Origin of the sequence: Massilimicrobiota sp. An134, from assembly GCF_002160815.1 — a bacterium.
Classification (GTDB): domain Bacteria; phylum Bacillota_I; class Bacilli_A; order Erysipelotrichales; family Coprobacillaceae; genus Allocoprobacillus; species Allocoprobacillus merdigallinarum.
The window spans coordinates 1-17,937 of the sequence record NZ_NFLH01000025.1; the positions used below are offsets into that span (position 1 = coordinate 1).

19 protein-coding genes and 2 pseudogenes are annotated in these 17,937 nt (G+C 32.9%); 7 read left to right on the forward strand and 14 right to left on the reverse strand.

Translation table 11 applies throughout. The features are described from left to right. Window positions 1–144 precede the first annotated feature (144 nt). Window positions 145–882: a CPBP family intramembrane glutamic endopeptidase gene (locus B5E79_RS09675; protein ID WP_087297867.1), complete on the forward strand. Its 738-nt coding sequence runs from the start codon at window positions 145–147 to the stop codon at window positions 880–882. 125 nt (window positions 883–1,007) lie between these two features. Here the strand turns inward: B5E79_RS09675 and B5E79_RS14040 are convergent, their stop codons facing one another. Then, window positions 1,008–1,247: a tyrosine-type recombinase/integrase gene (locus B5E79_RS14040; RefSeq protein WP_479684569.1), complete on the reverse strand. Its 240-nt coding sequence runs from the start codon at window positions 1,245–1,247 to the stop codon at window positions 1,008–1,010. A gap of 156 nt (window positions 1,248–1,403) precedes the next feature. Between B5E79_RS14040 and B5E79_RS09685 the strand changes: the two genes are divergently transcribed. Beyond that, window positions 1,404–1,787: a hypothetical protein gene (locus B5E79_RS09685; RefSeq protein ID WP_241147481.1), complete on the forward strand. Its 384-nt coding sequence runs from the start codon at window positions 1,404–1,406 to the stop codon at window positions 1,785–1,787. Between the two features lie 49 nt (window positions 1,788–1,836). Here the strand turns inward: B5E79_RS09685 and B5E79_RS09690 are convergent, their stop codons facing one another. The 4 genes from B5E79_RS09690 to B5E79_RS09705 form a co-directional block, all read right to left on the reverse strand. Further along, window positions 1,837–2,085: a cysteine-rich KTR domain-containing protein gene (locus B5E79_RS09690; RefSeq protein WP_442856609.1), complete on the reverse strand. Its 249-nt coding sequence runs from the start codon at window positions 2,083–2,085 to the stop codon at window positions 1,837–1,839. Then, a complete protein-coding gene (locus B5E79_RS09695; RefSeq protein ID WP_087297870.1) occupies window positions 2,006–2,794 on the reverse strand; it encodes an alpha/beta fold hydrolase in 789 nt (262 codons plus the stop codon). Before B5E79_RS09695 ends, B5E79_RS09690 begins: the two co-directional genes overlap by 80 nt. Continuing rightward, on the reverse strand, window positions 2,791–3,330 hold the full coding sequence (locus B5E79_RS09700; protein ID WP_087297871.1) for a PadR family transcriptional regulator: 540 nt from the start codon (window positions 3,328–3,330) through the stop codon (window positions 2,791–2,793). The genes B5E79_RS09695 and B5E79_RS09700 overlap by 4 nt, the downstream gene beginning before the upstream one ends. 107 nt (window positions 3,331–3,437) lie before the next feature. Beyond that, on the reverse strand, window positions 3,438–3,818 hold the full coding sequence (locus tag B5E79_RS09705; RefSeq protein ID WP_087297872.1) for a TnpV protein: 381 nt from the start codon (window positions 3,816–3,818) through the stop codon (window positions 3,438–3,440). A gap of 590 nt (window positions 3,819–4,408) precedes the next feature. Between B5E79_RS09705 and B5E79_RS09710 the strand changes: the two are divergent. Both B5E79_RS09710 and B5E79_RS09715 read left to right on the forward strand, forming a co-directional pair. Further along, window positions 4,409–5,431, forward strand: a pseudogene (locus B5E79_RS09710) (PDDEXK nuclease domain-containing protein). 231 nt (window positions 5,432–5,662) lie between these two features. Beyond that, window positions 5,663–6,619: a type II toxin-antitoxin system death-on-curing family toxin gene (locus B5E79_RS09715; RefSeq protein ID WP_224762644.1), complete on the forward strand. Its 957-nt coding sequence runs from the start codon at window positions 5,663–5,665 to the stop codon at window positions 6,617–6,619. A 255-nt stretch (window positions 6,620–6,874) separates the two neighbouring features. Here B5E79_RS09715 and B5E79_RS09720 read toward each other — a convergent pair whose 3' ends face one another. The 9 genes and pseudogenes from B5E79_RS09720 to B5E79_RS09765 form a co-directional block, all read right to left on the reverse strand. After that, on the reverse strand, window positions 6,875–7,585 hold the full coding sequence (locus B5E79_RS09720) for a dihydrofolate reductase family protein (RefSeq protein WP_087297873.1): 711 nt from the start codon (window positions 7,583–7,585) through the stop codon (window positions 6,875–6,877). Between the two features lie 737 nt (window positions 7,586–8,322). Next, a complete protein-coding gene (locus B5E79_RS09730) occupies window positions 8,323–8,940 on the reverse strand; it encodes a flavodoxin family protein (protein ID WP_087297875.1) in 618 nt (205 codons plus the stop codon). A gap of 9 nt (window positions 8,941–8,949) precedes the next feature. Continuing rightward, window positions 8,950–9,795 (reverse strand): aldo/keto reductase, encoded by an 846-nt coding sequence (locus B5E79_RS09735; RefSeq protein WP_087297876.1) that lies wholly within the window; start codon window positions 9,793–9,795, stop codon window positions 8,950–8,952. A gap of 19 nt (window positions 9,796–9,814) precedes the next feature. Further along, window positions 9,815–10,480, reverse strand: a pseudogene (locus B5E79_RS09740) (SDR family NAD(P)-dependent oxidoreductase); the annotation flags it as partial. A 98-nt stretch (window positions 10,481–10,578) separates the two neighbouring features. Beyond that, complete coding sequence (locus tag B5E79_RS09745; protein WP_087297877.1) at window positions 10,579–11,136, reverse strand: flavin reductase family protein; 558 nt, start codon at window positions 11,134–11,136, stop codon at window positions 10,579–10,581. Window positions 11,137–11,314: 178 nt separating this feature from the next. Continuing rightward, on the reverse strand, window positions 11,315–12,277 hold the full coding sequence (locus B5E79_RS09750; protein WP_087297878.1) for an alpha/beta hydrolase: 963 nt from the start codon (window positions 12,275–12,277) through the stop codon (window positions 11,315–11,317). 3 nt (window positions 12,278–12,280) lie between these two features. Then, window positions 12,281–12,961, reverse strand: a complete 681-nt coding sequence (locus tag B5E79_RS09755; RefSeq protein WP_087297879.1) for a flavodoxin — start codon at window positions 12,959–12,961, stop codon at window positions 12,281–12,283. A gap of 32 nt (window positions 12,962–12,993) precedes the next feature. Next, window positions 12,994–13,842, reverse strand: coding sequence for an aldo/keto reductase (locus tag B5E79_RS09760; protein ID WP_087244820.1), 849 nt, complete (start codon window positions 13,840–13,842; stop codon window positions 12,994–12,996). Beyond that, a complete protein-coding gene (locus tag B5E79_RS09765; protein WP_087244819.1) occupies window positions 13,839–14,711 on the reverse strand; it encodes an aldo/keto reductase in 873 nt (290 codons plus the stop codon). Before B5E79_RS09765 ends, B5E79_RS09760 begins: the two co-directional genes overlap by 4 nt. Window positions 14,712–14,818: 107 nt before the next feature. Between B5E79_RS09765 and B5E79_RS09770 the strand changes: the two genes are divergently transcribed. Genes B5E79_RS09770 through B5E79_RS09780 form a run of 3 tightly spaced genes read left to right on the forward strand, consistent with a single transcriptional unit; the run spans window position 14,819 to window position 17,790 of the window. After that, the gene (locus B5E79_RS09770) at window positions 14,819–15,718 is read left to right on the forward strand and encodes a LysR family transcriptional regulator (RefSeq protein ID WP_087297880.1); all 900 of its coding nucleotides are present in this window, start codon (window positions 14,819–14,821) and stop codon (window positions 15,716–15,718) included. Window positions 15,719–15,733: 15 nt separating this feature from the next. Continuing rightward, window positions 15,734–17,509 carry a DUF885 domain-containing protein gene (locus tag B5E79_RS09775; protein WP_087297881.1) on the forward strand — a complete coding sequence of 592 codons (1,776 nt, stop codon included), beginning with the start codon at window positions 15,734–15,736 and terminating at the stop codon, window positions 17,507–17,509. Continuing rightward, complete coding sequence (locus B5E79_RS09780) at window positions 17,506–17,790, forward strand: HD domain-containing protein (RefSeq protein WP_087297882.1); 285 nt, start codon at window positions 17,506–17,508, stop codon at window positions 17,788–17,790. The genes B5E79_RS09775 and B5E79_RS09780 overlap by 4 nt, the downstream gene beginning before the upstream one ends. Window positions 17,791–17,937: the final 147 nt, after the last annotated feature.

Below are 17,937 nucleotides of genomic sequence, written 5' to 3' on the forward strand. Positions count from 1 at the left end.
AATTAAAACCTTATATTCCTACAAAAATGAAAATAGTCAAATGGCTGGGAACCATAGTTGGATTTGCAATAATTGCTTTAATTATTGCTTTAATAATGAGTAAGATGGTTTGAAAATTGTAATTTGAAAAGGAGATATACTGAATTGGATACTAAACGGTTAGCAAAATTTCTTATAATTACATTTGTTATTACAGGGATAGCCTGGTCTGGACTTGCTGTGTTAACAAGTTTAAATATTATCCCATTTTCGCATCCTTTAGGCACTATTTTACATATTATAGGAGGATTCGGACCGACAATAGCAACTTTCTGTGTCTTAGAAGAAAAAAACACGGTTAAATCTATATTAGATTTTATTTTTGGCTACAGAAAGAAATCATTGATTTTTTTGTTTTTATTTTCTATTTTTGAAATACTGACAATAGGTTTATCGTCAAGGGAATTTAATTCCGCATTACCATGGTATTTGATGCCTTTAATCTTTCTTCAAGCAACATTTATATATGGCGGCGAAGAAGAATTGGGTTGGAGAGGTGTTATGCAGCCTTTATTAGAGGAAAAATTGAATTTCCCTATAGCCACAATCATTACGGGTGTTGTGTGGGGAATTTGGCATATTCCCCTTTGGTTTGTAAATGGCTCATCGCAACAAAATATGCCATTTCTATTTTTCTTAGCGTTAGCTGTTATACTGAGCTTTTGGCTGGCGACAATTTACAAAAAAACGAAATGTGTTTTTGCTTGTAGTGTTTTTCATGGATTGACAAATACTCTTTTGTCTGTATTTATAATTAAAGTGAATGTTCTATTGGTAATAGGACTGATTGCTATGCTTGTATATTCAATATATTTATGGTATTGTGGAGAAGCAAAACAATAAATTCCAATTTATCTATTCAATCCTCTATAAACCCTGTATTTTCAAGGCATACCGCCTATTAAATGTTCAAACCTTATGTATTTTCCCTTGTTTTTGCCCTTATGAGCCGAAACAAGGGAAATTTTTTATTCTCCGCCGATTACCTTATCCAGCAGTCTTGCGGAAGTACGCTTCGCTTCCCTTGTAGCGTGAGCGTAAATGTTCATTGTGGTACTGACATCAGCGTGTCCGAGAAGTTCCTGCACATCTTTAGGTGCTGCACCGTTTGAAAGCAGATTGCTTGTATAAGTGTGTCTGAGCATATGGAAGTGAAAATCCTCCAATCCCTCCACCTTTTTTCTTGCTGTCCTGCACATAATCTCCACTGTACTCGGTGCTTCAAATGCCCCGTCAGGTCTAAGGCAGACAAAGGATAATTCCTTGTACCCCTCTGGGACTTCCTCCGACCTCGGCAGACTGTAAACCTCATAGTAGGTGCGGTCTTTTTCTTTAACCTCCAGCAGGACAAAGTTCTGCCGCAGTTGAAACAGCAGCTTGCCGATACAAAGGGGCTTTTCAAAGTCAAAGAGCGAAAAGCGTTGGAAGTAAAAATCAAAGAAACCGAAGCAGAGATTGCCGACAGGCTGGATAAAATCCCCGACACGCTCAAAGAGGACGGTTATCCCGATGTACAAGTTTTTATGAGGACTTTCCGAGAAATGGAAAGCGTTGTAGAACAGTACAACCGTGACCTTGCCGAGTGGAAATATCAAGTCAGCAGGAAACCGACAGCCACCGCTAAAGAACAGCACAGACCGCCCGAAAAGCAAAGCGTGTTAAAACATCTGCGTGAGATACAGGAACGCAACAAGCAGAAGCCACCGCAAAAACAGCGTAAGAAATCCATTGACAGAGATAGCCGATAGGCATTGAAAAACCGCCGTTATGGTTTACCCATAGCGGCGGCATACATAGTTATTTACTGACTGCAAGCGTGATTTTCATATCTTGAACATTGATAAGTGTTTCTTTCTTGCACTTCGGACAGTAGAGAGGAAAGTTTTTCATCTCGGTATCTTCTTGTATCTTTGTTCGGGTTTTATTGCCGCAGACAGGGCATAATACAAATTTACAATCAGTCTCTTTATTCTGCACTTGTCCAAAAATCCTCCATAGTTTCATTAAACTCCCGTGGCACATCCATATTGACACAGTGCCCTGCATTTTCAAAAATAACTACCCTACAATTTGGCTCACTTATTTTCCATTGTTTTACTGCCTCTAATTCCATTGGAATATCAAAGCTTCCACATCCAATCAACAAAGGGTAATTTCGTTTTCCAGTTTTATACTTATTTATCATACTATTGAGCGTTGCCAGAAACATAAATGACTTTTTTGGAAAAAGTATGTTCATATCAAAAAACTCATTTTGCGCCTCTAAAGTATGCGCAGAAATTTTCTTGTTTTCTTTTGCAAACCACTTGACCGAAAAGAGGGCTTTCAACATCATCGCCATCTGTTTCGCACCATTTTTCCTTTGCATTTTAATATCAAAATTATTGATGTCATATCCTCCAAAGCACGCCAATGAGCTTACTGAGTTTGGATGATGATTAGCAAAATCCTGTGCCAGTACTGCTCCTAATGAAACGCCGACAATGTGTACTTTTTCAATATTTTCTACCTTTAAGATGTCGAATATCCATTCTGACATCTTATCTATGCCATCTCCTTTTTTGGTATCCGTTGACTGTCCATGACCAATAATGTCAATAGTCAAAATATTATATTTGTTGTGAAAATACTCAAACTGTGATTTGAACATATTATGATTGACAAAAGCGGCGTGAATAAAAAGTATCCATTCGGTATGATCTATTCCACTGATAAAATATGTAATTGGCGAATTAGCTAACTTTATTGATTTCATATCTTGCTTCCTCTCATTTCATCAAGAAGTTTTTGATACCACTCAATATTGAATTTCATAAAATCTTTGCCATATCGAGCTGCGGTAAACTGATAATGGAGAATGTCCTTATTTTTATCAGGAACTTTGACATTTTCTGCTTCCTTACAAATTGCATTCAACACATCATACTGTTCCTTTAACTTTGAAATATACTCTTGTAATCCTGCCTCACGCTTTTCTTTTGTTGAAAAACCCATAAAATATAATTTAGCCAATTCAGGATTTTTGCTACTCTGTATTTCCATTGGCATGGATACCCACTCAATAAAATGCTGTTTCCCACTATCGGTTATGGAATAAATCTTTTTATATTTTCCATTCTCAATGACCTCTTCATACTGAACATATCCACAATTAAGCAATTTCTTTATAGCAGCCTGTATACTGCCCATACTGCTGCTATACATCATATTAAGCCCTTTATCTATTCTTTCACGCAACTGATAAATTGTTCTGCTGCTCAACAGTAAAAGACCGAGTATTATATTATCCATACACTTCTCCTATATATTACTATTAGTAATATTACTATTATATCAAGTCCCTCTAATAGTGTCAATAGATAATAAAAGAGGCAGGAAATGTCATGCCTCCAAAATAGTTATGCGTAGATTATCTCGTTATTTATAACCTCTATCGCACACGCCCGTATGTTATTCATTTTTTGTACCCATTCTAAGGCGTTTTCTGACTTTAACTGTTCTGTTATGTCTTGTGACTGTTTCATCTGTTCCACAAGCCTTTCAAAGCATTCCTCCGCCTGTTTATCGACATCGGCAAGATATTCATTTAACTTGCCACTTGTGAGCAGCGTAGTGTAAACCGCCCGTTTATGTTCCTGTAAATAGCGTTTATGTCGCTGTCCCCATAAGCCGATAGGCTTGTGTTCTTTTTCGGTTGGTAAAGTAAGGCAAGGAATATAATAATCTCCTTGCAGTTCATACCATAAACCATGGCTTTCATCAAAAATGTACTTGTCCATATAATAAATCCTCCGTTATAATATATTCGCACATATGTCACAGTTCTCCGATTGCCACACTCTGTTATATCTTGTTATGAGATTTTCTTGTCCTTGAATTTGCCCTTATGATTGTGCAGAACAAGGGTAACATTGTGTGAAATCATATAGAGAGATAAGTCGAACACATTGCGATAAATCCTTTATTTTCAAGGATTTTGGAGGATTTTATTGATAACCTATGGAGAGCAATAAACACTCATAATTTTATGGTTTTCAAATTCCAATTTGTAGAGTATGAAAATCGAAATTATATCAATATAAAGAAAAACAGGTATTTCTTTGAGTTGAAAAGTAGTTATGAAACTATAAAATACTAGCTATAACGTAAATAGGTGTGATATGTCGTTTTGGCAATGCAACAAGTAAGCGACAAATAGACTTAAAAGCCTTTGTTTTATAAGGCTTCGGAGTTCTCAAAACGTTAGTAATAATTGTTGTGAGAAAATTAGAGAAGTATTTAGACTTTGTAAGAAGTTTAGATGCTTCTTTTTTTCTTTTTAAAATAAGGGTATAATAAGAATAATTAATATTGAAAGGAGTAGTTGATTGTGGAAAATAATTTGTTAAACAATGAAGCATTAGTAAATGAAATTGCTAGTATTATCACAAATGCTAGAAATAATGTCGCAAAACAAGTAAATAATGAACTTTTAAATGCTTATTGGAATATTGGTCGTGTTATTGTTGAAGATGAATTGAAGAATAATCGTGGTGAATATGGGAAAAAACAATGACTTGCTATTTCAAAAAATCTTACTAATAAATTTGGAAAAGGTTTTTCACAATCTAATTTATATAACACGAAAATGTTCTATACGAAATATCCAATTTTCCAGTCAGTGACTGGAAAATTGAGCTGGACTCATTATTGCGAATTATTATATATATCTGATGATGACAAACGTGGTTTCTATGAAAAAGAAGCAATTAATGCAAATTGGTCAGTAAGAGAGTTAAAAAGACAAATTAGCTCTTCATTATTCGAAAGGTTGTTATTATCAAATGGGGAGACTAATAAAAAGAAGGTTCTTGAATTAGCGCTAAAAGGAAATGAAATTGCCAAACCAGAAGATATAGTAAAAGATCCTTATGTTTTTGAATTTCTAGGTCTGCCAGAAAATAAACCAATGATGGAATCTGATTTGGAAGAAGCTCTTGTTAGACAAATTGAAAAGTTTCTTTTGGAACTTGGAAAAGGATTTATGTTTGTAGGAACTCAGCAAAGAGTAACGTTCGGGAATATTCATTATTATGTTGATATGGTTTTCTATAATAAAATTTTAAGATCTTATGTATTGATAGAATTAAAAACTATCAAATTAATGCCTGAAGCAGTTGGGCAACTTAATATGTACTTGAATTAGTATACAGCAGAAATTAATGACGAAAATGATAATCCACCAATTGGATTGATTTTATGCACTGATAAAGGCAATGTTGATATGCAGTATGCATTAGGAGGCTTGAGTAATAATATTTTTGCTTCAAAATATGTAACATATATGCCTGATAAGGAACAATTTATTGCTCAGGTTGAAGCTGTATTATCATCTAATAATAATACAGAATAAGTGAATATAAGTTTTGTGAGTGGTTATGGCAATGCAACAAGTAAGCGACAAATAGGCTTAAAAACCCTTATTTTATAAGGTTTCGGAGTTCTCAAAACGTTAATCAAAACAAATACGGAAAAAGATTCAAGATTATATCTTGGGTCTTTTTTTGTGCTTGTTAATGAAATAAATGTAAATAAATGATATAATAAATTAATTAATAAAATTTCAGATGAAGAAGGTGATATTATGATTGATATAGTAGAAAGAAATGAAGTTGTACAATTTAAAAATGGAGATTTTGTATTAGATGTTACTATTGATTCTAATAAGGAAACAGTATGGTTAAATAGAGAACAATTATCACAATTGTTTGATAGGGATATCAAGACAATAGGGAGACATATTAATAATGCATTAAAAGAAGAATTAGATAATTCAACTGTCGCAAAATTTGCGACAGTTCAAAAAGAAGGCACTCGTCAAGTGACTCGACAAATTGAATATTATAACTTAGATATGATAATAAGTATTGGATATAGAGTAAAATCTAAAAATGGTATTCTTTTTAGAAAATGGGCTCATAATATATTAAGAGAATACTTATTAAAAGGATATGTTATAAATGATAGACATTTTCAAGATATTGAATATGTTACAAAAATGCTGGATCAATATAAAGAAGCAGGTGGGAAATTACCATCGAGTGATGCTATGTTAGAATTTTTAAAAGCTTATCAAAGAGGTTTTAAAATATTAGATGATTATGATCATCATACTTTAGAAGTACCTGAAGGACAAAAAGATGTTTATGTTATTCAATATGATGAATGTATAAAATTGATACACAATACAATGTTTGCAAACCAAGGAGATCAATTTGCAATTGAAAGAGATGATTCATTTAAAAGTAGTATATCAACCATATATCAAAGTTTTGGAGGAAATCACTTATATCCAACACTTGAAGACAAAGCAAGTGCATTATTATATTTTATTGTTAAAAACCATAGCTTTATTGATGGTAATAAAAGAATAGGGGCAACAATATTTTTATATTTTTTAGAAAAGAACAATGCATTATATAAAAATGGAAAAGAAAGAATTAATAATGATGCTTTAGCGACTTTAACGATATTAGTCGCAACGTCAAGACCAGAAGATAAAGATATTATGATGCAACTTATTAAGACAATTATCAAATAAGAGGAATATTCTTTAATAATGAAATGTTTTAACCATAATTCATTTTTGGCATCTTTTAGTTAATTGAAAGTGTTAATAAAATCAATGAATTTGGGTGTTATTTGAGTAAAACAATAGTCATAATTGTTATGAGAGGATGAGAGAAGTATTTAAAATTGATGAAAGGCAAGAAAGTATATGAGTAAGAAAAAGAAAAAATCATACGAAGCAATGTCATTCAGTCCTTAACTTAATGACATTGCTTTTTTGGACTCCTTAATTTTTTTGATAGTGTAGCCAGACACCAGAATATGGCAAAGCTTTGACATCCATCAATGAATATTGACTTAAGTAAAGCTGTTTTGTGTAACTGCTTTTTTGAAAGCATGTCATTTCATCATGGGAAACATCAAGATTTGGTGTAATGATTAAGCTGATTTCATCAACTAAGTCTTCACTAACCAAAGAGGCATTGATGATGCCACCACCTTGTAATAAGAGTTTTTGAATATGACATTGTGAATATAAAATGTCTAAGACATAGGGGAAATTGATTTCATGCTGACCACCTAAAATATAAGAAATATTCAATGATTTGAGATGTTTTAAATAAGTATCAGATACATGATTGTTAACAATTACAACAATATTTTTATTTTGCGTTTTAGGATGCTGTAAGGATTGTTTATCCCAGCTAATGCTTCCCATAGGATCTAAAACAACAATCCATTGATTGATGTTATTTTCAACAATAAAATTTTGCGGTTGTGTATGAGTATCTAAAGTCTCTTGATTTTCAAAATGTCCATGATGAAAAAATTCTTGAGCTGTTACACTTCCATAAATGATACCATCAGCCTGGAATTGTTCACTCATTTCTTTATATAAGCCAGCAAGTTTCATTGTCTTTTCATCACTGAAATAAGCACCAGTGATTTTTCCATCAATAGATTGTAACATATGACAAATGATATAAGGTCTATTCACTATTGATCACTTCCTCTTCATTAAGTATTTGATAAATATATATGTCAGGATTGTAAAAAATAGAAAAATAGAGAAGATGTCTAACATCATGCGAGGTAAGGTTATAGATGGATTGAAAAAGAGAAATTCATTGAGGATAAATAAGTAATCAACCCATTGATAATTGATAAACATGACGATACCATAAATGGCAAATACATAAGGAATATACATCAGAATATGGGGAAAATGAGATTTTTTTATTCTTTTTTGGATAGGAATAAGCATGCTTTGAAGATGTAATCCTAAATGAATAGCCATCAGTATAAAACTCCAATGTGTCAGACTCATGTGTAATCTTCGTGCTGTACTTGCTCTTATAAAATTGAAAAAAGGGAAGATATCTGACATCGTTAATCCACTTATAAAAACCAAAATCAAATCTATGAATAAAAGTGTATTGATGATGAGAATAATTTTTCGAAGAAGGGGATAATGACCTTTCAATAGTGAGTGATACCATTGCCTATTGAGAACATGATGAATGATAAAGCATATCATCATCGTCACTCCTAAAATTTCATGAATTTGAGAATCCATAATAGGATAACACATTAAAAAGAGTAATAAAATTGTCATCATGATATCTAGTGTTCTTTTGATTTTTAACATTTCATTTCCTACTTTCTATTTTTGAATAAAAGAAAAGACAAACGCATAACAATCTGTTTACATTTGTCTATTCAATTTTATATGTTTTATCGAATAAATGGAGTAAAAACATGTTGTTCCTTTTCAGGAAGACCATATTTTTCTTTACCTAATTGAATACTTTTGATAAGAAAAGCCATATTCTTACCTAAAGTACGCATGATTTGCATACCTTCTTCATCTTTCATAACATCTTCAGGTGTATTGCCGTGCACCATATTCCAATATTGACTGGAAACAACAGGCATTGAAGAAATTGTAAAGTATTTATTCAATTCATCAAAAGTAGCTGTTGTTCCAGCACGTCTGGCACTGACAACGGCTGCTCCAACTTTCATTGTTTTATCTGCCAAAGTACTATAGAATAAACGATCTAGAAAAGAAATCAGAGTTCCATTGGCACTGGCATAGTAAACAGGGGAACCAATGACTATGCCATCACATTCATTGAACTTAGGTGCAACTTCATTAACAAAATCATCAAAAATACATTGTCCACTTTCTTTACATTGACGACAACCAATACATCCACGTATATCTTTTTGACCCACTTGGATGATTTCAGTTTCAATACCTTCCTGTTCTAATGTTTTTGCAACTTCATTTAATGCCGTATAAGTGCATCCTCTTGGGTTAGGACTACCATTGATTAAAAGGACTTTCATAAATAACTTCTATCTATGTAATCCAGCAATCATTTCAATCGTTGCAGGATCATAATGTGAGAAGAAAGAACTTTCTTTTTTATCCATGGCACTTATTTTTTGCATATCTTCATCACTTAATTCAAAATCAAAGATATTAATATTTTCCTGCATTCTTGATTTTTTCACTGATTTTGCTAGTGGAACGATGTTTCTTTGAACAAGCCATCTTAAGATAACTTGGGCAATACTTTTGTTATATTTATCTCCAATTTCTTGAAGTTCAGGATTTGAAAACATATTGTTTTTTCCTTCAGCGAATGGAGCCCATGCTTCCATTTGAACACCATATTTTTCATTATATGATTGTGCTTCAATCTGTTGATGGAAGATATTCACTTCTACCTGATTGACAGCTGGTTTCACTTCATTAAAAAGAGCTAAATCAACTAAACGATCAGGATAGAAATTAGAAACACCAATTGCTTTAATCTTTCCTTCTTTATATAAATCAATAAGTGCACGATAAGCACCATAATAATCATTAAATGGTTGATGCAATAAAACTAAATCTAGATAATCTAATTGCATTTTCTTTAATGATGCTTCTACAGAAGCTTTTGTTTGATCATATCCATAATTTGTAATCCATACTTTTGTTGTAATAAACAATTCTTCTCTAGGCACACCACTTTTTTTGATTGCATTTCCTACGGCTTCTTCATTTCCATAAGATTGTGCAGTATCAATTAAACGATAACCCACTTCAATAGCATCTAAGACTGCCTGTTCACATTGTTTGGCATCAGCAATTTGATAAACACCAAAACCAGCACGAGGCATTTTGACTCCATTATTTAATGTTACATATTCCATTTTTTATTCCTCCTATTTTTTAAAATGATCCATGTCCACCATCAACGGCATATACAGATCCAGTGACATAGCTTGCTTCATCACTTGCTAAAAACAAAGCGACATTGGCAACTTCCTGCGCTTGACCAAATCTTTTCACTGGAATTGTATCTGTAATTCTTTTTTCATGAGCTCTTTCTTCTTCAGAAAGATTTGTTGAATTCCAAATATTGGTTCTAATGGCGCCAGGAGCAATTGCATTTACTCTGACACCATCTTGAGCTAAATCTAAAGCCCAAGCTCTTGTAAAGTTTTCAACAGCAGCTTTTGCACCTACATACATAGAAAGTTGATAATTTGTATGTTGTGCTCCTACTGAAGATAAATTAATAATATTTCCTTTTGTCTTTAATAACAATGGTAAACTTTGGATAGTTAAATCAACCAATGCTCTGACATCAAGAGCAAAAGCCTGATCATAATCTTCAATTGTCATGTCTTTAATAGATTGGACAGGACACCATCCTGCATTATTCACAAGGATATCTAACTGCCCATCAAAACGATCTTTGATACAATTCATTATTTTATCAACATCCTGTGAATTTGTGATATCTCCTGCAACATAAGAAATTTTTGAATCTGTAGAAGCTGTTTGTTTTAATGGTTCTTCACGTCTTCCAGTGATCACGACATAAGCACCCTCTTTTGCAAAACGCTAGGCAATGGCTTGTCCAATACCAGAACCACCGCCTGTAATCAAAGCGACTTTCTTATCCAATTGACCCATTTTTATTCCTTCTTTCATTTTAATTGATTGCCATCTTCAAAAGCATTTCCAACTTTCTCTCCAATCACAACATAATCATTGTTGACGGGATCAAAAGAAATAGGTTGTAACTTTTGAATATCAATCATTCCTTTTTCATTTAAAATACTTTCATCTGCACTGATATTCACAATTTCACCAATAATATTGCCATCTTCTGTTGTTTTCACTAAACGACATTCTAAAGTCATTGGTAATTCTTCAATGATAGGTGCATCTACAAAATCACTTTTTCTTGTTGTAAAACCAGCTTTTTCCATTTTATCAGGTGTATTGTTAGCAGAAACCATACCAACATAGTCACAAGCTACAACATTTTTAGCATCTGCAAAACTAACAGTAAAAGCTTTCTTTTCTTTAATATTTTTTGTTGTCTTATGACCAGCACTTAAACAAAGTTCAATCAAATTGGCATCATATAAACCACCCCAGGCAGCATTCATAGCATCAGCTTGATTATTGCTGTCATATGTTCCAATAATTAAAACTGGTAAAGGATAAAACCAAGGTTTTGTTCCAAAATTCTTTCTCATTATTATTCCTCCTTGAAGTGATTTATGAAAGTTCTCCCCAAAACAACTGTTTTTCAATATGTCATGAAGGTTTAGAAAGGCATAAATATGTTATTGGGGAGGAAAAATATTGTATGGAAATGTGATACAAAAGAATGTTTGATTTTGGAATGTGTTGTTGAAATAATGGGAAGTTGAATTAATGATTCCAAAACCACAACAAACCATTGTATGTGTACTCATGAGAAGCCTTTGCATCATGTGAAGCTCCTTCTTTAATCAGATAGTTTAAATTTCCTTTTGTTTCATCATTGGCGAAACGAAAGATGTTGTCATCTGCATTTTTCATAGCTTCAATCTGTGATGTGAATGACTGATAGGCAAAATCATCAGTACCAGAAAAGGCAAAGATGAAGAAATCATTCCATGAATAACCAGCATTTTCCACAATGGAAGTCATATAATCTCCATCACTAGTTAAACTGCCACTCATAGGCATGAAATAACGAAAATAATCAAGACAGTATTCAAAAGTATGCCAAGTTGCGACTGAACCCATTGAGAAACCACCAAAACCTCTATGATCTCGTGATTGACGTAAACCTTCAGGCGTTGTATCTTTGGCATACGTACTGTATTTACCTTCTACAGCTGGTATTAAATCATTGACTAGTTCATTATGATAGTTATCAGTTAATGTCAGAGCCAGACTATAGTTATCACTATCATCAGGATTTTCATTATTATAAGTTGGACATACAATAATGAGTGGATCCATCAATCCATCTTCAATCGCATGGTCAATAGCATATTTTAATTCAGTTGGCTGCGAAGATGTTCCTAAAACAGTTGTTTCATTACTCCAGCCTCCATGCATTAAATAGAAAATGTTATAGGATTGATGGGGATCATATTGATAGGGAAGGTAGACATAAGCACTTTTCTGTAATGTTTTGTCATGGGATTCATAGCTTAAGGATTCATATGTTGTATAATCCAGTTGAACGAGTTCACCTGAATGTGTTGCCGGTGATTTATAATTTTCTGGAATGCTTTGAATCTCTAAAGCTGTGTTTTCCTGCTTAGAAGTTTGATTTGAAGAACAGCCAGCCAGACATGTTGATAATATTGTCAATGTGAGTAAAGCTTTCTTGATAGACATCGTTTATAATCCTAAACTTTCAACCCAGTCAACAATTTCACTTTCTGCATCAGCAACATCATTTCTGGAAATCGTTAAACCATCTTCAATCACTGTTGCATTTGGCTGTAATTCTTCAATAGTACTGATGGTACTTGAAAATCGGCTGCCACCATGAGTATTAAACGGAATAATCGTTTTATCACTGAAATCATATGCTTCTAAGAATGTATATAATGGCATTGGCATATCTCCCCACCAGTTTGGATAACCAAGAAAAATCACATCATAATCATCCAAATTGTCAATAGTTGTTTTTAATGCTGGACGTGCATTTTCATCCTGTTCATCTGCAGCCTGATCAACTAAAGGATCATGTGTTCCAGGATATGTCTGCTCTGTTTCAATCTGAAATAGATCACCACCAGTATTGTCTTGAATGACTCTAGCGACATATTCAGTTGCACCCATCAGTTCATTATTATTGATAACACGACTGGCAGATGAAGACATATCTGTTCCATCAGTTTCAGGCATTGTGAAATAAGCAATGAGTATTTTTCCATTATTTTGGATTTGACTTGTTTCTGGTGTAGAAGTTGTTTCGTTTTGAGATGTATTCTCTGGCGTTGATGGCTGACTTTGACAAGCTGTTAAACTCAATAGCGAGCCAGCGCATAATAGACTGATCCATAATTTTTTCATATGAAGACCTCCTTAATCTGATATCATGTTTTTTAATCGTGAATCTTTAATTGTGATAATCTGACTTCATTGGCAGGATCTTCAGGATTGTGTGTTGGTTTACCTGTATCTAAAGCACGCATTTTTTCCATTTCTTGGGCATTCAATTCGAAATCAAAAATATCAATATTTCCTTTCATTCTTTCAGGATTTGTAGATTTTGGTAAAGAAATAACACCTTCCTGATAAATCCAACGTAAGATAATCTGACCAGCATTTTTATGATATTTGTCAGCTAATTCACAAATAACAGGATTTTCTAATAATTCTTTATTACCATGTCCTAAAGGATACCATGCTTCTAAAAGAATATGATTTTCATCCATCACTTTTCTGAGTTCTCTTTGTTGAACAAATGGGTTAAATTCTACCTGATTGACTGCAGGCATGACTTTCATACCATCCTTAAATTGATTCCATAAGTTGACAGTGATATTAGAAATACCAATAGATTTCAATTTTCCTTCTTCATAAGCTTCTTCTAAAGCTTTCCATGCTCCTAAATAATCACCATAGGGCTGATGTAATAAATAAAGATCAATGTAATCTACACCAAGCAGTCTTAATGAATTTTCAATCCCTTTTTTCGCATTTTCATATCCATAATCCTGTAACCATAATTTAGAAGTAATAAAAATATCTTGACGATCAATACCACTATCTTTGATTGCTTTTCCAACATCGCTTTCATTCATATATCCAGCAGCTGTATCAATATGACGATATCCTGCTTTTAAAGCAGCTAATGTGGCATCGTAAGTTGGGCCATCGTTTGGAATCATAAAAACGCCAAAACCGACGGCAGGAATGTGTTGTTTGTTGTTGAGTTCAAATGTTTTCATATGTGTATCTCCTTTGTTGAATTTTCATGAATTTTAAATTTGTTTAAGTTTTTAGCAGTTGAATAACATTGATAATCAATGATTTCACTATGACCAAGATTGAGTTTATTCATTTCTATAAAATCATCCTGATCTAATTGAAAATCCCATATATCCATATTTTCAATCATGCGTTCTTGATGAATTGTTTTCGGAATCGCAATAATTCCTTGTTGGATTTGCCATCTTAATACAATTTGGGCAACTGTTTTATGATGTTTTTTTGCTATTTTTAATAATATTGGATTTTCAAAAATATGTCTTTGACCTTCATTCAATGGTCCCCATGCCTGTGTTATACATTGATATTGTTCAAACAGGTGATGAGCTTCTTTTTGTTGAAAGAATGGATGATATTCGATTTGATTAATCATCGGTTTAATAGAACAGTTCATATATAAATCTACAAATCTTTCCGGACTAAAATTACAGACACCCAGTGCTCTGATTTTTCCTTTCATATATAATTCTTCCATGGCTCTATAAGATCCATAGTAATCACCATAAGGTTGATGAATCAGATACAAATCAATATAATCTAAACCTAAATTTTCTAAAGATGTCTGGAAAGCTTTCATTGTCTTTTCATAACCAGTATCTTGAACCCATACCTTGGTTGTGATAAAGAGTTCTTTTCTAGGAATTTGAGATTTTTGTAAAGCTTTACCAATTTCTTTTTCATTCAAATAAGCAGCCGCACTGTCAATAAGACGATAACCACTTTCTAAGGCATGAAGAATACATTTTTCAGTCTGTAAAGGTGGAATCTGAAATGTTCCATAACCTAACATAGGCATCATGACACCATTATTGAGTTTTTGATATTGCATTGACTTCCTCCTTTCACTTGTTATTTTAGAAAAAGAGTTGAAAAAAGTACAATATCAATATTTTATTGTGCTATAATTAAAATGCATAGTGAAATGGAGGTGTATTCATGATTGAATTTTATCAGTTAGAACAGTTATTAACGATTGCGAAAGTGGGAACAATTTCTAAAGCGGCTGAAGTTTTACTTATATCGCAACCAGCTTTAACACGTTCGATTCAACGTCTGGAAGATGAATTAGGTATTCAGCTTTTTGACCGTAAGAAAAATAAAGTTGAATTGAATGCAAATGGGAAATTGGCTGTGGAACTTTTTGAGAAACTTTTAAATGATAAAGAAAAGATTGTGAATACTTTGCAGGCTTATAATCGCAGCCAATACGAAGTGAAAATTGGGTCCTGTGCACCAGCACCCATCTGGGGATTACGTCATGTTTTCAAAAAATTATACCCTGAAATGCAAATTCATGATGTTCTTGATTCTCGAGAAGACATTTTACTGCAAGGATTAAAAAACTATGAATTTTCTATTATTGTTTTTCATCATCCTATTGATGATCCTGATTATGAATGTGTGCCATTATTTGAAGAAAATCTCTTTTTATCTGTACCACCAGCACATCCTTTAGCTTTATTTCCAGAAATATCATTTGATGACTTAAATGGTGAAAGTGTTCTGTTGTTGTCAAAAATAGGATTCTGGAATGAAATCTGTCAAAAAGTCATTCCTCAATCACATTTATTATTTCAGGAAGATGGGCAGGTTTTCAATGAATTGATTAAGGCATCGGCATTACCTCATTTTAGAAGTGATATTACAATGAAACAGGAAGGAAAATCAGAAAATCGCAAGGCTATTCCTATTAGTGATCCACAGGCACATGTGATGTATTATGGGATTCATAGAAAAACAGATAAAAAAATATTTTCATCACTACTAACAGAAGTTCAAAACTTACATTGGGAAGATGTCAGTCAAGTCACGGAAAGTGTAGATAACAACAAATAAGAAATGAGGAAAAATATGAAATATTTAAAAAAGTCAATCCAGTTTTTATTGTCCATAACATTATTCTTTTGCATGGTAGGATGCCAGCAAGATGATGTGACAGTTCAAAAAGAGTTTGATCAATTTTTAAATCAGGAATTTGTAGAAATGATGGAAAACGATTATGTGACTTTACATACTTATGTGACTCATCCAGAAGATTTTGGAATTGATATGAGTCAGGTAGAAGTTGGACTAGGCATGGGTGCATCTCAAGATGACCAGCAAAAACTCAAACAGGAGTTAAATGATACCTATGAACAATTAATGGAATTTGATTATGATGCTTTAACTGAAGATCAAAAAGATTCTTATGATATTTATAAAACACAATTATCAATTGATCAAAAATTGAGTGATGAAAAATTTGATTATTATGGTTCTTTATTTGCCAGTATGACAGGATTACATTATCAATATCCAACTTTATTGACTGATTGGGACATACGAAATGAAGAAGATTTAAAAAATATGATTGTCATGGTTAAAGATATTTTACCCTATACGCAAGAAGCTTTAGATTATACAAAAACACAAGCTCAAAAAGGTTTGTTAATGATTGATTTTGATTCAGTGTTAACTTATTGTCAAAGAATTTTAGATCAAAAAGATCATAGTCCTGTTTTACAGGCTGTTTATGAAAATATTGAAAATCTAGATATCACAAAGCAAAAGAAAGAAGATTATAAACAACAAATGGAAGACGCTTTTCAAACATCTTTCTTTCCAGCTTATCAAGAAATCATAACTACTTTATCTCATCTTAAAGATGGTACCAATAATGAGCAGGGACTCGCTCATTTCAAAGATGGTAAAGAATACTATGCTTTATTATTACAACAAAGCAGTGGAACTGATCAAACAGTAGAAGAAGTCAAAAATATGATGGAAGATGCTTTTCATCAGCATATGCAACGTCTGGTTGTATTAGCTATTCAAAATCCTGAGCTTTATGAAGATTATACAAATGGGAATTTCCCTCAAACAAATTTCCAGAGTTACGATGAAATTTTGAAGTTTATTAAACAGAATTTATCGCAAGATTTTCCTGAAGTTGATCAACTGTCATATCAAATTCAAGATGTCAATGAAAATTTAGCTTCTGATTCAGGGGTAACAGCTTATTTTAATATTCCTACATTAGATGGAACACAGGTGAAACAGTTGCGAGTCAATCCTAAAACAAATGATGTCAAGACGATATCTACTTATGCAACAGTGGCACATGAAGGGCTAACAGGACACATGTATCAATATGCGTATATGTATGAAAATCAGACAAACAATTTTAGAAAAGCCATTGCCAGCTGTCAGGCTTATAGTGAAGGCTATGCGACATATGCACAATATGAATGTTTAAAATATTTAGAAGATGAAATTGATGAAGATGTTTTGCAGTTATATAAAGAAGCAGAATTATTGAATAATAGTTTAACGATTTTGATAGATATTGGTATTCATTATGAAGGATGGAGTCAAAGTGATGTTCTTGATTTTTTAGAAGACAATGGAATGCTTTTAGATGAAGAGTCTTTGTCAGCATTATATAAACAGCTTCAAGCTAATCCAGCAGCATTTGTTTCTTATTATGTTGGATATGAAAAAATAGCACAAATGAAAGAAGAAGCTCAAGAAACGTTAGGGGACAATTTTGATCATAAGTTATTTCATGAAGCGTTATTAGAAACGGGAACAGTGCCATTTGATGTCGTAGAACGTCATATTGATCGCTATGTGGAGAATAGCCAATGATGGACTATCTTATATCACCAGATTTGAGTTTAAAAGAGAATGTTTGCCAGTTCTTTGATACATATCAATGTATTCATACGAAAGAACATAGTCTGAAAGTTGCAAATGAGAGTCTGAAACTTGCTCATAGATTTGGAGTTGATCCTCAAAAATGTTATCAGGCAGCTTTATTACACGACATCAGTGCTGTGATTTCTCACAATCAAATGATGGAAATAGCGTTACAAAATGCCTGGACAATAGATCCATCCGAAAAAAAGTATCCATTCCTGCTGCATTAAAGAGTTTCAGCGTTATTTGCACAAAACAGCTTTCAAATTGAAGATAAAGACGTTTAATCAGCTATCACATGTCATGCGACACTCAAAGCCCACCCTAGTCAAATAGATCTCGTTGTTTTTCTAGCTGATAAAATACAATGGGATCAA

What these genes read in the sequence shown, in the direction of transcription:
- B5E79_RS09690 (WP_442856609.1), bottom strand. Translation starts at nt 2,085, where the DNA reads ATGCAGGGCACTGTGTCAATATGGATGTGCCACGGGAGTTTAATGAAA.
- B5E79_RS09695 (WP_087297870.1), bottom strand. Translation starts at nt 2,794, where the DNA reads ATGAAATCAATAAAGTTAGCTAATTCGCCAATTACATATTTTATCAGT.
- B5E79_RS09700 (WP_087297871.1), bottom strand. Translation starts at nt 3,330, where the DNA reads ATGGATAATATAATACTCGGTCTTTTACTGTTGAGCAGCAGAACAATT.
- B5E79_RS09705 (WP_087297872.1), bottom strand. Translation starts at nt 3,818, where the DNA reads ATGGACAAGTACATTTTTGATGAAAGCCATGGTTTATGGTATGAACTG.
- B5E79_RS09715 (WP_224762644.1), top strand. Translation starts at nt 5,663, where the DNA reads ATGATTGATATAGTAGAAAGAAATGAAGTTGTACAATTTAAAAATGGA.
- B5E79_RS09730 (WP_087297875.1), bottom strand. Translation starts at nt 8,940, where the DNA reads ATGAAAGTCCTTTTAATCAATGGTAGTCCTAACCCAAGAGGATGCACT.
- B5E79_RS09735 (WP_087297876.1), bottom strand. Translation starts at nt 9,795, where the DNA reads ATGGAATATGTAACATTAAATAATGGAGTCAAAATGCCTCGTGCTGGT.
- B5E79_RS09745 (WP_087297877.1), bottom strand. Translation starts at nt 11,136, where the DNA reads ATGAGAAAGAATTTTGGAACAAAACCTTGGTTTTATCCTTTACCAGTT.
- B5E79_RS09750 (WP_087297878.1), bottom strand. Translation starts at nt 12,277, where the DNA reads ATGTCTATCAAGAAAGCTTTACTCACATTGACAATATTATCAACATGT.
- B5E79_RS09755 (WP_087297879.1), bottom strand. Translation starts at nt 12,961, where the DNA reads ATGAAAAAATTATGGATCAGTCTATTATGCGCTGGCTCGCTATTGAGT.
- B5E79_RS09760 (WP_087244820.1), bottom strand. Translation starts at nt 13,842, where the DNA reads ATGAAAACATTTGAACTCAACAACAAACAACACATTCCTGCCGTCGGT.
- B5E79_RS09765 (WP_087244819.1), bottom strand. Translation starts at nt 14,711, where the DNA reads ATGCAATATCAAAAACTCAATAATGGTGTCATGATGCCTATGTTAGGT.
- B5E79_RS09770 (WP_087297880.1), top strand. Translation starts at nt 14,819, where the DNA reads ATGATTGAATTTTATCAGTTAGAACAGTTATTAACGATTGCGAAAGTG.
- B5E79_RS09775 (WP_087297881.1), top strand. Translation starts at nt 15,734, where the DNA reads ATGAAATATTTAAAAAAGTCAATCCAGTTTTTATTGTCCATAACATTA.
- B5E79_RS09780 (WP_087297882.1), top strand. Translation starts at nt 17,506, where the DNA reads ATGATGGACTATCTTATATCACCAGATTTGAGTTTAAAAGAGAATGTT.